10 protein-coding genes and 1 riboswitch are annotated in these 15,970 nt (G+C 46.4%); of the genes, 7 read left to right on the forward strand and 3 right to left on the reverse strand.

What is annotated here, in order from left to right; translation table 11 throughout:
- Nucleotides 1–15 precede the first annotated feature (15 nt).
- Together purD and DY78_RS08100 are read left to right on the forward strand one after the other, a co-directional pair.
- Nucleotides 16–1,251: a phosphoribosylamine--glycine ligase gene (gene purD, locus DY78_RS08095; protein WP_024623582.1), complete on the forward strand. Its 1,236-nt coding sequence runs from the start codon at nt 16–18 to the stop codon at nt 1,249–1,251.
- A 371-nt stretch (nt 1,252–1,622) separates the two neighbouring features.
- Entirely contained in the window at nt 1,623–2,774 is a 1,152-nt protein-coding gene (locus DY78_RS08100; RefSeq protein ID WP_024623581.1) for a 5-methyltetrahydropteroyltriglutamate--homocysteine S-methyltransferase, read from the forward strand.
- Between the two features lie 872 nt (nt 2,775–3,646).
- Here DY78_RS08100 and DY78_RS08105 read toward each other — a convergent pair.
- The 3 genes from DY78_RS08105 to DY78_RS08115 all read right to left on the reverse strand — a co-directional run bounded on the left by DY78_RS08105 (nt 3,647) and on the right by DY78_RS08115 (nt 8,379).
- Nucleotides 3,647–4,951 (reverse strand): NCS2 family permease, encoded by a 1,305-nt coding sequence (locus DY78_RS08105; RefSeq protein WP_024623580.1) that lies wholly within the window; start codon nt 4,949–4,951, stop codon nt 3,647–3,649.
- 236 nt (nt 4,952–5,187) lie between these two features.
- A complete protein-coding gene (locus tag DY78_RS08110; RefSeq protein WP_235810653.1) occupies nt 5,188–6,456 on the reverse strand; it encodes a nucleobase:cation symporter-2 family protein in 1,269 nt (422 codons plus the stop codon).
- A gap of 134 nt (nt 6,457–6,590) precedes the next feature.
- Nucleotides 6,591–6,689: riboswitch (purine riboswitch) on the reverse strand.
- 82 nt (nt 6,690–6,771) lie between these two features.
- Complete coding sequence (locus DY78_RS08115) at nt 6,772–8,379, reverse strand: PucR family transcriptional regulator (protein ID WP_024623578.1); 1,608 nt, start codon at nt 8,377–8,379, stop codon at nt 6,772–6,774.
- Nucleotides 8,380–8,777: 398 nt separating this feature from the next.
- Between DY78_RS08115 and pyrR the strand changes: the two genes are divergently transcribed.
- The 5 genes from pyrR (at nt 8,778) to carB (ending at nt 15,967) form a co-directional block, all read left to right on the forward strand.
- Complete coding sequence (gene pyrR / locus DY78_RS08120; protein WP_024623577.1) at nt 8,778–9,317, forward strand: bifunctional pyr operon transcriptional regulator/uracil phosphoribosyltransferase PyrR; 540 nt, start codon at nt 8,778–8,780, stop codon at nt 9,315–9,317.
- Nucleotides 9,318–9,474: 157 nt separating this feature from the next.
- Complete coding sequence (locus DY78_RS08125) at nt 9,475–10,431, forward strand: aspartate carbamoyltransferase catalytic subunit (protein ID WP_024623576.1); 957 nt, start codon at nt 9,475–9,477, stop codon at nt 10,429–10,431.
- Nucleotides 10,415–11,707, forward strand: a complete 1,293-nt coding sequence (locus DY78_RS08130) for a dihydroorotase (protein WP_024623575.1) — start codon at nt 10,415–10,417, stop codon at nt 11,705–11,707. Before DY78_RS08125 ends, DY78_RS08130 begins: the two co-directional genes overlap by 17 nt.
- Complete coding sequence (locus DY78_RS08135) at nt 11,704–12,798, forward strand: carbamoyl phosphate synthase small subunit (protein WP_024623574.1); 1,095 nt, start codon at nt 11,704–11,706, stop codon at nt 12,796–12,798. Before DY78_RS08130 ends, DY78_RS08135 begins: the two co-directional genes overlap by 4 nt.
- Nucleotides 12,791–15,967, forward strand: coding sequence for a carbamoyl-phosphate synthase large subunit (gene carB, locus DY78_RS08140; RefSeq protein ID WP_024623573.1), 3,177 nt, complete (start codon nt 12,791–12,793; stop codon nt 15,965–15,967). The genes DY78_RS08135 and carB overlap by 8 nt, the downstream gene beginning before the upstream one ends.
- Nucleotides 15,968–15,970: the final 3 nt, after the last annotated feature.

Below are 15,970 nucleotides of genomic sequence, written 5' to 3' on the forward strand. Positions count from 1 at the left end.
AAAGGGTGGCAAGACATGGCTAAAGTTTTAGTCGTCGGCAATGGTGGTCGTGAACATGCCATCGCCAAGCAATTATTAGCAAGTCCGCAAGTCAGTACCGTCTACTGTGCCCCGGGAAATCCGGGCATGGCCTTAGACCAAATTACGACCGTCGCCATCGATGAAATGGACTTTGACGGGTTGATTAAGTTTGCCCGTGAAAATACGCTCGATTTAACGTTTGTGGGTCCCGAAGTGCCATTAGCTGGCGGAATCGTTGACGCGTTTCAGGCCGCGGGCTTAGCCGTTTTTGGCCCGCACCAAGCCGCAGCCCAATTGGAAAGTTCTAAAGTGTTTGCCAAACAATTCATGGCTAAACATCATATTCCGACTGCTGGCTATCAATTATTTCACGACTTAACGGCCGCCTTAGCGTACAGTGCGGACCACGCCTTACCGCAAGTTATCAAGCAAGATGGCTTAGCCGCGGGCAAAGGAGTGACGGTCGCCACGACCTACGCCCAAGCTGCCGCGGCCTTGAAAACGGCCTTAGCGTCGATGGACACGGTCTTGATTGAAGATTTCGTGGCGGGCTTTGAATTTTCACAAATGGTATTGGTCGGTGGTGACAAGTATGTTTTGTTACCCACCGCACAAGATCATAAGCGTCTGCAAGATAATGACGAAGGGCCGAATACGGGTGGGATGGGCGCCTATTCACCCGTGCCGCAAATTACGCCGGCCATTATTGAAACGACGGTTAAAACCATCGTGGAGCCGACGATTGCCGGACTTAAAGCAGACGGCTTATCATTTGCGGGAGTCATTTACGTTGGTGGCATTCTAACGCCAGCGGGGCCACAAGTTATTGAATATAACTTGCGGTTAGGTGACCCGGAAACTCAAATCTTGTTGCCACAATTGACCAGCGATTTTTATCAATTGATCGTCGACTTATTGGCACAACGGCAACCAACCGTTACCTTTCAGACGACCGATACTTATTTAGGCGTTGTCTTGGCGGCCCCTGGTTATCCGGGAACGCCGCAAAAGGATGTCCCCGTGCCAACGTTAGCTGGGGCATACTATGCCAGTGTTGCGGGTCAACCGGATGCATTAGTGAGTGCCGGTGGACGCGTGATGATGGTCACGGCCCACGCCAAGACGTTGGCCGAAGCACAACAAGCGGCTTATGACAAAGTTGCCGTCTTAAATACGGGTAGCTTGATTTATCGGCATGATATCGGCGCGAAAGGTCTAGCTAAAAAATAAATTTTTTAATCGTTCTTGACAATTATGAGAATTCGATTTATAGTTTAATCATCATTTAATCGTAATCTCATATTTGCGTTGACGAGAAGAGTAACTACGACATTAACCAACAGCGAGCCCGGCCGGTGGAAACGGGTGCTTAACTAGTAGTGAAGATGAGCTCAGAGCATGTCAGGCGGTTCACGCTGACTGACCGGTTGCAACCGTTAGCTTGCCAGGTATCAACAGGTACCGTTGAGGCTAATTGTGCGAGCGATTAGCGAAGTTAGGGTGGTAACGCGCAAAGTAAATCGTCCCTTTTAATCACATTGGTGGTTAGAAGGGGCGATTTTTTTACGATTAAAAACAAAATTCAGACGGGGGTTTTATTTATGACAACAACAGCAACTTTTTCAAAACGGACGACTTCACCATTTCGGTATGACACGATTGGGAGCTTTTTACGACCACAAGCGTTAAAAGATGCTCGGGCGGATTTTGCGGCTGGCAAGTTAGATGCTGCCGGTTTGAAACAAGTCGAAGATGCCGCAATTATTGATTTGATCAAAAAAGAAGAAGCCGCCGGGTTAAAGGCCGTTAGTGATGGTGAATTTCGGCGTAGTTGGTGGCATTTAGACTTCTTCTGGGGCTTACAAGGGATTACGAAGAAGCAACTCGACCAAGGCTACGTGTTCCATGATGAAGAAACGCGGGCTGAATCGGCATATGTCAGTGGTAAGATTAGCGGTGCCAACCATCCGTTTGTCGACCATTTCAAGTTTGTGCGTGACCATGTTAGCGATGGCATTCAAGTCAAACAAACGATTCCGGCACCCGCACAATGTTTAGCAGAATTACAACGGCCCGAAAATGTGGCTAGTTTACGGCAAGTTTATGCGACCGATGCGGAAGCTGTTCATGATTTGGCAGCGGCCTATCATCAAGTGATTGAAGACTTGTATGCGGCCGGTGCCCGGACCATTCAATTAGATGACTGTACATGGGGCATGTTAGCTGGCAATCATGCTAAGGGGGCTGAAACCGGCGAAGTGTCTGACCGTAACGACGCGGTCTTAGATCAAAACAAGCAATTATATTTACAAGTCAACAATGAAGCGATTCAAGATTTACCAGCTGATTTAACGATTAATACCCATATTTGTCGTGGTAATTATCATTCAACTTGGGCTTCGGCTGGTGGTTACGATTCTGTGGCCGACCCGTTGTTCAATCACGAAAATGTGCAGGCCTACTACTTAGAATATGACAGCGACCGTGCTGGGGGCTTTGAACCATTAAAGTTAGTCAGTGATAACAAGCTGGTCGTCTTAGGACTATTAACTTCTAAATCAGGTGAACTCGAAGACCGCCAGACGATTATCGACCGGATTCATGAAGCGGCTAAATATGTGCCGTTGGACCGCCTGTGCTTGAGCACCCAATGTGGCTTTGCCTCAACGGAAGAAGGCAATATTTTAACGGAAGACCAACAATGGGCCAAGATTGCTTTAGTTAAATCAATCGCAGAAGAAGTTTGGGGCTAACTTACACCGTCGTGCAATTGATTGCACCACTGCGGACGTGATGTTACCATGATGGTGATAAAATTAGTCGGTAGGAAGTGGCGCAAGATGGATTTGAAATTAACTTTACGGGGCTTAACGTTGTTGAGTATCGCGTTAGCTATTATTTAATTTTTCCTAATTGCGCCCGGTAATCCTGGACTTATCACGCTGTTTTGGCTCGGAACCGGGCTAGTGTACGGTGGTTTAGCCATCATGGGGCTAGTCAAAAAGGACTATCGCTTAATGCTCGGCCTACTCGGTGGGTTAGTCTTGATTCCGTTATTAGTGACGTTGATTCGGTTAGGGTTGGCATTTCTATAGTTGTTGCCGCTGCTGGCTGACCGTAATTCCAGCCGCCATGGGGACCGGTCCAAGCCTGAGAAGCGGTCTTGGACCTCGCTTTTGAGCCTGAAACCCAAGTCTCAAAAGACGTCCGTGGTGTAAACGGCCAAAAAACGTCCGTTAACGCCACCTTCAGGACGATTCCATTACGGTCAGCCAATTGCTGATTTCAGCTCACTTTCAAAATAACTTTAAGTATAAGAAAGTGTGGCTGAACATTTTTGATGGCAGTTAGGCTAATCGAAATAGCCGTTGATAACCGAGTTTAAGAGAGAAAAGGTGTCGGTGTTGTGAGCCCGGTCAAAATCACGCCGAACTAACGGCACTTGCACGGCGACTTCAATTACCACGGACGCACAACAAAATTGATTTTAAGCTAAAAAGCGGCGCCGCTACATTTTGTATTGTAGCGGCGCCCTTGTATGTTTATTCAGTGATAACTGACTGTTAATGGCGATCGTTATGGTAGCCGTTAGTGGCTAATATCAACATGATTGATATTGGCCTGATTAGGCCACGAAGGCAAAGTATAAGATGAAGACGACCATCATAGTCCACATCAATGCATTAACCTCCCGCCAACGACCCTTAACGGACATCGTGATGGGGTAGAAAATAAATCCAACGGCTAAACCTTCAGAAATACTGTACGTCAACAACATCATAATCATGGTCATGAAGGCTGGGACGGCGATTTCGAATTTGGTCCAGTCAATGTATTGGACGTTTGATAACATCAAAATACCAACGATAATTAATGCGGAAGCCGTTACGGCAGACGTAATCACCGTTAAGACGGGTGAGAAGAAGGCCGCTACGGCAAATAAGATGGCGGCAACTACTGACGATAACCCGGTCCGAGCGCCCACTGCGACTCCCGACGTGGATTCCACGTAGGCCGTCGTTGGGGAAGTTCCAAAGATAGCACCCAATGTTGTAGCTAAGGCGCCACTGAATAAGGCCTTACCAACACCGTTAACTTCACCGGTCTTTTGATCGACCATTCCGGCTTCGGTTGCGACACCAACTAACGTCCCTGATGTATCAAATAAGCCGATAATGAAGAACGTCAAAATGACGATGATCATTTGAAATGAGTTAATATCGCTCAGATGCGTGACCGCTTGCCCGAAAATTGGGGCAACACTTGGGACACCACTAATAATCCCAGTCGGTAACGGAATTACTTGGAAGATCATTCCGACAACAGCGGTGATGAACATCCCCCAGAAAATCCCGCCAGTCACGTTGGCGGTCACTAACATGACGCCGACGATAATCCCAAAAATGGCAAGTAAGACGGTGGGACTGTGTAAGTTTCCTAAGGCGACCGCGTTGGACTTATTGGCCACAATGATGCCTGAAGTTTGTAAACCAGAAAAGGCAATAAACAAGCCGATTCCGGCTGAAACTGCGTACTTCAACGCACTAGGAATTAGATTAATTAACTTATCGCGTAGCTTGGAGAGCGTCAATAAGATAAATAAGAGACCAGCGACAAAGACGCCAGCTAAAGCTGTTTGCCACGGAATATGCCATTCTTGCACGACCGTATACGTGAAGAAGGCGTTGAGTCCCATCCCCGGTGCTAAGGCGACTGGGAAGTTGGCAATCAGCCCCATCAATAAACAACCGACAATCGCTGCTAAGACGGTCGCGGTAAAGACGGCCGATTTATCCATCCCGGCACTACCTAATAGTTCGGGATTAACTGCTAAAATATAAGACATTGCTAGGAACGTCGTTAAGCCGCCGACGAGTTCTCGCCGGACAGAAGTGCGACGTTCTGCTAAATGAAAAAATTGCGCTAAAATTTTGTCCCGCTCCTAACATAATAAAAAGTTAACAATTCAACAATTATCCAGTATAACATACTGGTTTTTACATAGATAAATTATTTAATTAACAAATGATGTTCGGTTAGTATTAATTGCGAGTGAAGCTGTGATGTCTACTGGTGCGAGTAGCGATTTATTAAGGATACGAAGTAATAAAAAAACCACGCGGTGAGCAATAATGGCATGCTCACCGCGTGGCGATATTTTTAGGCTTAATTTTTAGTCTCAGTTTCGTTGAGCCCCACGGATTCTTCATCGATTTTATTTTCAACGGCGTGGCGGTTGAATAATAAGTTCAAGAGGACGGCAGATAAGCTACCTACCACAACCCCGTTACTTAACATAATTTGTAAGGCACCGGGTAAGAATTGGAAGATGTTGGTTTCGACAGTGACGCCAAGACCTAACCCAATCGAAACGGCCGCAACTAACAAGTTGTTGTTGTTTTGGAAATCAACTTGGGCTAACATCCGAATCCCTTGAATCCCAACAATCCCGAACATAACGACCATCGCACCACCTAAAACTGGGTCAGGGATGACCGTGGCTAACGCGCCAATCTTTGGCAATAAACCTAGGACGACTAAGAAAGCGGCTGAGAAGTAAATCGGCTTACGCGTCTTAACGCCTGATAATTGAACGACGCCGACGTTTTCGGAGAAAGTTGAGTAAGGGAACGTGTTAAACAAACCACCTAAAATAACGGCAATCCCTTCGGCCCGATAGCCCCGTTTCAAGTCATCGCCTTCAATTTTACGACCGGTAATATCGCCTAAAGCGAAGAAGACCCCGGTCGATTCGACCATCGTGGTTAATGAAACCAAAATCATGGTCAAAATGGATGACCATTGAAAGTGGGGTGTCCCGAAGTAGAAGAGCGTTGGTAAGTGGAACCAGCTGGCTTCAGCAACGGGTTTTAATGATACCATCCCAAAGGCCCCGGCGAGTAAGGTCCCCGCTAAGATCCCGATTAAAATTGCGACTGACTTCATGAAGCCCTTGGCAAAAACACTAATCAATAAAATAATGGCAATGGTTAAAAAGCCAATCGCGAGTGCTTGTAAGTTCCCATAATCTTTAGCCGTCGCGTCACCACCACCTAAGTTTTGGAAAGCGACGGGGATCAAAGTAAATCCGATAATCGTAATCAAGGAACCAGTGACGACGGGTGGAAATAAATTTTTAATTTTAGAAAATAAACCGGCAATTAAAAAGATAAAAATCCCGGCCCCGATAATCGAGCCGTACATTGTGCCTAAACCATATGTTTTCCCGATTTGAATCAATGGGTTGACGGCTTGCACCGCACATCCTAAGACGACTGGTAAACCAATCCCGGTGATGGGTGTCCGTTTTAATTGTAAGAACGTGGCAATCCCACACATGAAAATATCGATTGAAACTAAGTAAGTTAATTGTTCCGCGCTGAAGTGTAAGGCGGCCCCAATTAATAATGGCACTAACACGTCACCAGAATACATCGCTAATAAATGTTGAAACCCTAAAATCGCCGCTTTGACGTTGGAGATTTTTGGCGTACTGGTTACTTCCTTCAAAAAAATCTTCCTCCTCAATTCTGCGAATATGCCCGAAAAAAGAGGCCACCCCGGCAAACGGGATGGCCTCGTCTGCTTATAGTCCAGCGTTTACGGCGCTGGGTAGAAACTCGTCATCCTTATCATGACATTATATAGGCAATTACTCGTATTTGAATGAGAATAGTTTAACATAGATGAAAACCGAATACAAGCCTAATCGAACAAAATAATGTTCGTGAATTACTGATTTTTGATAATTCACAAAATGTAAACGTTCACTTTTTGTAGCTGTTGGTTATGCCACAATAAGACGGCCATTTCGAGTGTTTGGGTTTGTTCGGGATCATCTAAGTTGAGGTTTAACATTTTTTCAATTTTTTTGAGGCGATAAATGACGGTATTCCGGTGAATCGAGAGGTTACCGGCCACTTCCGCAATATTTTGGTGGTGATAAAAATAACCATATAACGTATTTAATAAGTTAAGTTGTTCGTTAGCACTGACCCCGCCAACTAAGCCGCCTAAGACGCGTTCAACAAACGACTTAGCTTCGTTATCGGGAATTAATGAGATTAATTCTTTCACGTATTTGGGCCGATAAATCGTCACTGCTTGGGCACTATTTTTGCTCAATGCCAAAGCTTCGGCGGCTTCGTTATAAATCGTTGCCAATTCTGTCAGTGGGAGCGTCGAGTAGCTGTAACCAGCAATCAAACGGGCGGCTTTATCAATCTTAGGTTGAATAAAGTCTACGAGGGTCGTTAAAAAGTGTTGGGCATTTTGTTCTTCATTGATTAATAAAACTAGTTGTTGTTTTAATGAAAAAGCAATCACTGGGGCTTGGTATTCTTTAATGAACCAGAGTGTTAGTTGTTGGACCTGCTCTAACAAATGGTTACTCAGCAACGTTTGATGGTGGGTCGTCACGAGTAACGTCGCACAGTGGAATTTGGTGGTGGGGTCGATTCCTTGGCTTTTCATCGTTTTATTGACGAGTTCGTTGGAAATCCCGCCATCCATAATATTCAAATAAAACCCACTTTGATTTCGGAAGGCGGATTCGTTTAACATGTCGACTCGGCTATTGACAAAACTTAGCGTATTTAAAACGACTTGGGTCAACATTTGATCGGTCGAATTCCCGGGGTCCAAATTGACAATTCCGACGAACGCCTTGTTTTCTTTATACGCTGAAAACAGGGGCGTGATGGTTAACGTCTGATCTTGATAAGTTAACGTGAGCCGGGTATGTAAATTGAAATAGTCGACATGGGTCTGGTTGCGTAAGTAGTCGGTCAATGCGCCACGGGTCATCGGTAAATCTTGCGAGGCACTGACAACGCGAAAATGACTGTCCATCAAAAATAAGGCGTGATGTATCAGCTCACTACATTTATTCAGGACGGTCGTGTGACTGGGGTCCTTTAATAAGAAGTCCGCGAGTGTCTGATTGACAGCCACGATGCGACTGAGCTCATCCGTCTGCGATTTCAAAATAATCGTCAACATCTTGCGCATCGTTTCAGAAATCAGTTCATCAGCGGGGGTAATAATAATGGGAAAATTCAGTTGGTCCGCTAATTCAATGACCGCTTGCGGGACGTGCTCGACATAGCGTTGATCTTTAAAGCCTAAGCCGGCACAGTCCGCGGCGTGCATCGCTTGGATGAGTTCCAGTGGGTCTGCCGTGGCGTTAAAGAACGGATAGCCATTCGTAATTAAAAATTGGTCAGCTTTTAAATAATCGGCAATATCGGGGGATTCAATCATCCCGATGTTATTAATTTCGCGTTGAAGGCCGTCTTCACCCGCAATTACCCGCATATGACGCATCGAAGGTGTTTGTAATAGTGTTTGTAATCGCATGGCGCGTCCCCCTAAAATTAGTTATCTTTCACAATAAGTATACCGATAATTTGACAGTTTGACTATAATTAAATGAAAAATAGATTAAAAAATAATGAAGATGTTGATTAGTTCATTATTAACTATCAACGCGGATGATGCAAGTGGCGCCACGTTTTACTTCATATATCATGGTTACGTCTAATTGATTAATTAGAATCTAGTGGATTTCTGGCCAACCCTTGACAGACGCAGGCGAGTTAGTTACACTTGTTTCAATTAAACAGCACCTTTAAATTAGTCCTGTGAGGCTAACAAGGGGAACGGTTATCAGGAAGTCTCCCACGCTTTTCGCAGGAAAAGGTGGAGACTTTTTTCGTATCTTGGGTGCTATCAATACAGAATGGAGCTGACTTTACATGGCACGAGAAGTCGTTGATGCAATGACGATGCGCCGCGCGTTAACGCGGATTACGTATGAAATTATCGAGCAAAATAAAGGGGTCTCAAACTTAGTCTTTATCGGGATTAAGACCCGGGGGATTTACTTAGCGCAACGTTTAGCCCAACGCCTGAAACAATTAGAAGGCGTGGAAGTTCCCGTTGGTTCACTAGACATTACGTTATATCGTGATGACCATCATGCGATTGACGTGGCTGGTCAAGCCGAGTTAAATGGTGCCGATATTCCGGTTGATATTAACGGCAAACATATTATTTTAGTCGATGATGTCTTGTTCACCGGCCGCACTGTCCGGGCCGCTTTGGACGCCTTGATGGACCAAGGTCGTCCCGCTAAGATTTCATTAGCTGTCTTAGTTGACCGTGGCCATCGTGAATTACCAATTCGGCCCGATTTCATTGGCAAAAACATCCCAACGGCGTTAGATGAACAAGTGGCCGTAGCGCTTGAAGAACATGACGGGCATGACGGGATTAGTATTGAAAAATTAGAGTGAGTAAATTAAATAATTAACCATTTAATTGTTTCCAGAGAGGAACGAAACGGTTTGGCCATGCGTGGCCGCTTAATCGGAGTCTAGCCTCTTTGCAAACAATTTGCAGTGGCTAGACTTTTTTCTTTGAGTTGAAAACATAAGGAGACGGCAAAAGAGCATGCAAAGTACGAATTATCTTGTGAGTGTAGACCAATTTAATAATGAAGATGTCATGCAGTTTTTACATTTAGCACAGGCTTTCAAACAAGGATTAACGGTGACGTTGAACCGGCCAGCCTTCGCGATGGATTTGTTTTTTGAAAACAGTACCCGGACCCATACGAGTTTTGAAATGGCGGAACGTCGCTTAGGAATGCAAGTCATCCCATTCGACCCCAAAACGAGTTCGGTGACCAAAGGTGAAAGTTTATTAGATACGTTAAAAACCATTCAAGCGATTGGCGTGGACTTAGCGGTCATTCGGCATCCACAAGATGATTACTACCAACCTTTAATTGAAGCCGGCTTACCGATGGCCTTGATCAATGCCGGCGACGGCAGCGGCCAACATCCATCACAATCTTTACTCGATATGTTGACGATTTACGAAGAATTCGGCCATTTTGACGGCTTAAAGATTGCCATCGTCGGTGACTTACAACATTCACGGGTTGCGCGGTCCAATATGGAATTGTTGACCCAACTCGGCGCAGAAGTTTACTTCAGTGGGCCAAAAGCGTGGTTCAATGATGACTTCGCCGCGTATGGGACTTATGCCCCCATTGATGACTTAGTGGGCCAAATGGACGTCATGATGCTCTTACGAGTGCAACATGAACGGCTCACGACCACTAATAATGAAAGCTTTGACGCGAGTGCTTACCATGAAAAATATGGCCTGACTAACGCGCGGGCGGCTAAGATGCCAGCAACGTCCATTATCATGCATCCGGCGCCCGTTAACCGCGGGGTCGAATTAGCGAGTGACTTAGTGGAAGCACCGCAATCGCGAATTTTCCAACAAATGACTAATGGGATGTACATTCGCATGGCGATGGTCGCCTATGTCTTAGTCCAACAAGGAATTTTAAATGCTGATCAGCTGAAAGGGGTTCAAGATGTCAACTTTAATTAAAAACGCCCAAATTTTACAGGCCGAACAATTAACGGAACAAGATATTTTAATCGACGACGGTCGCATCAAAGCGATTGGTCACGACCTAAATCAAGCGTATGGTCCCGCTGACCATGTCATTTGTGCGGCGGACCGCTTTGTAACACCTGGTTTGGTGGACGTTCACGTGCATTTACGCGACCCCGGGCTGACGGCCAAAGAAACGATTGAAACGGGGACCATGGCGGCGGCCCACGGTGGCTTTACGACCATCGGCGCGATGCCAAACGTTGACCCGGTACCGGATACGCCGGAAAAGATTGCTTTGATGATGGCCCGCAACGCTGAAAAAGCGCATGTGCATGTTGAACAGTATGCTAGTATCACCAAAAATCGGGTCGGTGATGAACTCGTCGACTTTGACGGGGTCAAACAAGCAGGGGCCTTTGCCGTCAGCAATGATGGTTCCGGGGTTCAAACGGCGGGCACGATGTATCAAGCGATGTTAGGCGTAGCCAAAGCCGGCTTAACCTTAGCGGCGCATGTGGAAGATGACTCCCTAACTTATGGTGGGGTCATGAATGCTGGGCCGGTTGCCGACAAGTTGGGCTTGCCAGGTATCTTAGGTATTTCTGAATCGGCGCAAATTGCACGTGATGTGATGTTAGCTGAAGCTAGCGGTGTCCATTATCATGTGTGCCACGTTTCGACTGCCGAAAGTGTTCGCGTCATTCGCGACGCTAAACGCGCGGGTATCAACGTCACTTGTGAAGTGTCACCACATCATTTATTACTAACAGACGCTGATATTACGATGGATAATCCGATGCTCAAGATGAATCCGCCATTGCGGTCACCTAAAGACCGCGCGGCGTTAATTGCAGGACTATTAGATGGCACCATCGACATGATTGCGACGGACCATGCGCCCCATACCGACGAACAAAAAACAGGTTCGATGCAAACGGCGGCATTCGGAATTACTGGGCTAGAAACAGCCTTCGCCACGTTATACACGGCTTTCGTTAAAACCCGTATTTTAACCCTCAGCCAATTAATTGACTTGATGAGCACGAATCCGGCGAAGTTGTTTGGCTTGAAACAAGCCGGCCGCCTGGCGGTTGGGATGCCCGCCGATTTAGCTATTATTGATTTGAAACACGACTACGAAATTAAAGCGAACCAGATGTTTTCTAAAGGTCACAATTCACCATTTATTGGCTGGCACGTATCCGGCAATGTGTTGATGACGTTAGTAGACGGCCAAGTGGTTTATGGAAAGGACCAGCAAGCATGAAACGATATTTAGTATTAGCAGATGGCCAAATTTATCCCGGAACCGCCTTTGGTGACCGTCAAGCCGCGGTCGGCGAGTTAGTTTTTAATACCGGGATGAGCGGTTACCAAGAATCGATCACAGATCAATCATACAACGGCGAAATCCTAATGTTCACGTATCCCTTGATTGGGAATTACGGGATTAATCGTGACGACCACGAATCAATCACGCCGTCATGTAAAGGGGTCGTCGTGCATGAATTAGCGCGCCGGGCCAGCAACTGGCGCAATGAGATGTCGTTAGATGATTACTTGAAAATGAACCATATTCCAGGAATCGCCGATATCGATACGCGCGCGGTCACGAAGCATATTCGTGAAGTTGGGGCCATGAAAGCGACCATCGTCGACGAAGTTAAACCAGACACGGTGAGTCAATTACAAGCAACGGTTTTAAATAAAGCGGTTGTGGCTGAAAGTTCGACGAATAACGCTTATCCAAACCCAGCGACTGGTCCCAACGTGGTCGTGGTAGACTTCGGCTTAAAACATTCCATTTTACGGGAATTAGCGAAACGCCACTGCAACTTAACGGTCTTGCCATACAATGCGACGGCGGGCCAAATTATGGCGCTCAATCCAGATGGGGTCATGTTAACCAATGGCCCTGGCGACCCCAAAGATGTGCCGGGGGCCTTGGAAATGATTCGCGAAGTGGAACAACAAGTGCCACTGTTCGGAATTTGTTTGGGGCACCAATTGTTCTCATTAGCTAACGGCGCTGACACGTTCAAGATGAAATTCGGTCATCGCGGGTTTAACCATCCAGTACGAGAAATTGCGACTGGCCGGATTGACTTTACCTCGCAAAACCACGGTTATGCCGTTGACCGCGATTCTTTAGCGAATACGGATTTAATGATTACGCATGAAGAAATTAATGACGGGACGGTTGAAGGGGTTCGGCATCGACGCTTCCCAGCCTTTTCCGTTCAGTATCATCCCGATGCCGCGCCGGGTCCTCACGATGCGGATCACATTTTTGATGAATTTATTGATTTAATGGCTGCGCATCAACGCGCCCGGAAAGGAAGCAACTTCAATGCCTAAACGCACAGATATTCATAAAATTATGGTCATTGGTTCTGGCCCCATTATTATTGGCCAAGCCGCTGAATTTGATTATTCCGGGACCCAGGCTTGTTTAGCCCTCAAGGAATTAGGCTATGAAGTCGTTTTAGTAAACTCCAACCCGGCGACAATTATGACCGATAAAGAAATTGCGGACCAAGTTTATTTGGAACCTATTACGCTCGAATTTGTGTCACAAATTTTGCGTAAAGAACATCCTGATGCCATCTTACCGACGTTGGGTGGGCAACAAGGCTTGAACATGGCCATGGAATTATCCGATTCTGGCATCCTAAAAGAACTCCAAATCGAATTGTTAGGGACGAAGCTTAGCGCCATTGACCAAGCTGAAGACCGGGAACAATTTAAAGACTTGATGGAAAAATTAGGTGAACCGGTGCCGGCTTCGGGCATTGCCTATACCGTCGATGAAGCGGTCGACTTTGCGACTAAGACGGGCTATCCCGTCATTGTCCGGCCCGCCTTTACCATGGGGGGGACCGGTGGTGGGATTGCCGAAACCGAAGCCGAACTTAAGACGATTGCCGAAAACGGGTTGTCACTTTCACCAGTAACGCAAGTATTGATTGAACAAAGTATCGCCGGTTACAAAGAAATCGAATTTGAAGTCATGCGCGATGCCGCTGACAATGCGATGGTCGTCTGCAACATGGAAAACTTCGACCCCGTGGGGATTCATACCGGGGATTCAATCGTATACGCGCCCGTCCAAACGTTAGCGGACCGCGAAGTCCAAATGTTACGGGATGCCGCGTTGAAGATTATTCGCGCCTTGAAGATCGAAGGGGGCTGCAACGTGCAGTTAGCCTTGGATCCGAACAGTTTTAACTATTACATCATTGAAGTTAATCCCCGGGTTAGTCGCTCGTCAGCTTTAGCTTCTAAAGCAACCGGCTATCCGATTGCGAAGATGGCCGCTAAGATTGCGGTCGGCTTGCATTTAGACGAAATCAAAAACCCAGTTACTGGGACGACTTACGCTGAATTTGAACCCGCTTTAGACTACGTCGTTTGCAAGATTCCGCGCTGGCCATTTGATAAATTCACTAAAGCGGACCGGCGTTTAGGCACGCAAATGAAAGCGACCGGGGAAGTCATGGCGATTGGTCGCAACATCGAAGAAGCCACCTTAAAAGCGGTCCGCTCACTAGAAATTGGCGTGAACTACATTGACGAACCAGCGCTAACGCAAGTCGATGATGATACGCTATCGGACAAGCTGATTCATGCCCAAGATGACCGCTTATTCTACTTAGCCGAAGCGATTCGTCGCGGTCATACGATTGAAGATTTGGCAGAAATTACCAAAATCAACGTCTTTTTCTTAGACAAGTTATTACACATTATCGAAATTGAAAACGACCTAAAGGCGCATTATGATGACTTAGACGTTTTAACGACGGCTAAACGCAACGGTTTCGGTGACCAAACAATTGCCGATTTCTGGGGCGAAACGATTGATGATATTCGTAATTACCGCAAAGCCCACAACGTCTTACCCGTTTATAAAATGGTGGATACGTGTGCCGGTGAATTTGAATCAACAACGCCTTATTACTACGGGACTTACGAATACGAAAACGAAAGTATCGTGACGAAAAAGCCATCCGTCTTAGTCCTAGGTTCTGGTCCGATTCGGATTGGGCAAGGGGTCGAATTCGATTATGCGACGGTCCATTCAGTGAAGGCTATTCAAAAGGCCGGTTACGAAGCCATTATTATGAATAGTAATCCTGAAACGGTTTCGACCGACTTCTCAATTTCTGACAAATTGTACTTCGAACCACTGACGATTGAAGATGTCATGAACGTCATTGACTTGGAACAACCACAGGGGGTTATTGTGCAGTTCGGTGGGCAAACCGCCATTAACTTAGCGGCGCCATTAGCGGACCACGGCGTCAAAATTCTCGGGACAAGTGTCGTGGACGTTGACCGGGCTGAAGACCGCGATGAGTTTGACAAAGTTATCAAACAACTCCAAATTCCACAACCCGCTGGTGATACGGCTAGTGATGAAGATACGGCCTTAAAGATTGCCGACAAATTAGGCTATCCCGTCTTAGTCCGGCCGAGCTATGTGCTCGGTGGCCGCGCGATGGAAATCGTCAAGAAACGGGCTGACTTAGATTATTACATGCACAATGCTGTCAAAGTTTCGCATGATCATCCGGTCTTGATTGACAGCTATTTGGTCGGTAAAGAATGTGAAGTTGATGCCATCTGTGACGGTCAAACGGTCGTCATTCCAGGGATTATGGAACATATCGAACGTGCTGGGGTCCATTCCGGTGATTCGATGGCCGTCTATCCGCCCCAATCCTTGTCAGCGGATGTCCAAGCTCAAATCGTGAAGTATACCGAACAACTTGCCATTGCCTTGAACTGTGTTGGGATGATGAATATCCAATTTGTCATTCATGACGAACAAGTTTATGTTATCGAAGTTAATCCACGGGCGAGCCGGACCGTCCCATTCTTGAGTAAAGTTACGGGAATTCCAATGGCCCAAGTTGCCACCCGGGTTATTTTAGGGCAATCATTAGCGGACCAAGGTTATGAAACGGGTCTGGTAACACCGGGACCACTAGTCCACGTGAAAGCACCGGTCTTCTCGTTTTCTAAGCTGAACCGGGTCGATAGTTTACTCGGACCAGAAATGAAGTCAACTGGGGAAGTTATGGGCAGTGACACCACGATGTCCAAGGCCTTATACAAAGCGTTTGAAGCAGCGAAATTGCACGTGCCAAATCACGGCAACATTTTAATTACGGTCCGTGATGATGATAAACCGGAAGCCTTAACGCTTGCCAAACGTTTCTACAATTTAGGTTATCAATTGTTAGCAACGAGTGGGACGGCCAGCTACTTAACGAAACACGACTTACCGGTAACGGTGGTCGATAAGATTGATAGCGGTGAAAATGACTTGTTGCATCAAATGGAAGCCGGTCATATTCAAGTGGTCATCAATACAGTTTCGGACGAAGAACATGCGGCCGATGATGGGACGTTAATTCGGAATTCATCTATTGCGCATAACATTCCGTTGTTCACGGCGCTCGATACGGTCGCGGCCATCTTACAAGTCTTAGAATCACAATCATTCGTCACACAAGCGTTATAAACG

Origin of the sequence: Lactiplantibacillus fabifermentans DSM 21115, assembly GCF_000498955.2 — a bacterium.
Taxonomy (GTDB): domain Bacteria; phylum Bacillota; class Bacilli; order Lactobacillales; family Lactobacillaceae; genus Lactiplantibacillus; species Lactiplantibacillus fabifermentans.

Bases quoted from the DNA above. Each gene is read 5' to 3' on its own strand.
- DY78_RS08125 (WP_024623576.1), top strand. From the start codon at position 9,475: ATGCAAAGTACGAATTATCTTGTGAGTGTAGACCAATTTAATAATGAA.
- carB (WP_024623573.1), top strand. From the start codon at position 12,791: ATGCCTAAACGCACAGATATTCATAAAATTATGGTCATTGGTTCTGGC.
- purD (WP_024623582.1), top strand. From the start codon at position 16: ATGGCTAAAGTTTTAGTCGTCGGCAATGGTGGTCGTGAACATGCCATC.
- DY78_RS08115 (WP_024623578.1), bottom strand. From the start codon at position 8,379: ATGCGATTACAAACACTATTACAAACACCTTCGATGCGTCATATGCGG.
- DY78_RS08100 (WP_024623581.1), top strand. From the start codon at position 1,623: ATGACAACAACAGCAACTTTTTCAAAACGGACGACTTCACCATTTCGG.
- DY78_RS08135 (WP_024623574.1), top strand. From the start codon at position 11,704: ATGAAACGATATTTAGTATTAGCAGATGGCCAAATTTATCCCGGAACC.
- pyrR (WP_024623577.1), top strand. From the start codon at position 8,778: ATGGCACGAGAAGTCGTTGATGCAATGACGATGCGCCGCGCGTTAACG.
- DY78_RS08130 (WP_024623575.1), top strand. From the start codon at position 10,415: ATGTCAACTTTAATTAAAAACGCCCAAATTTTACAGGCCGAACAATTA.
- DY78_RS08110 (WP_235810653.1), bottom strand. From the start codon at position 6,456: ATGTATTCTGGTGACGTGTTAGTGCCATTATTAATTGGGGCCGCCTTA.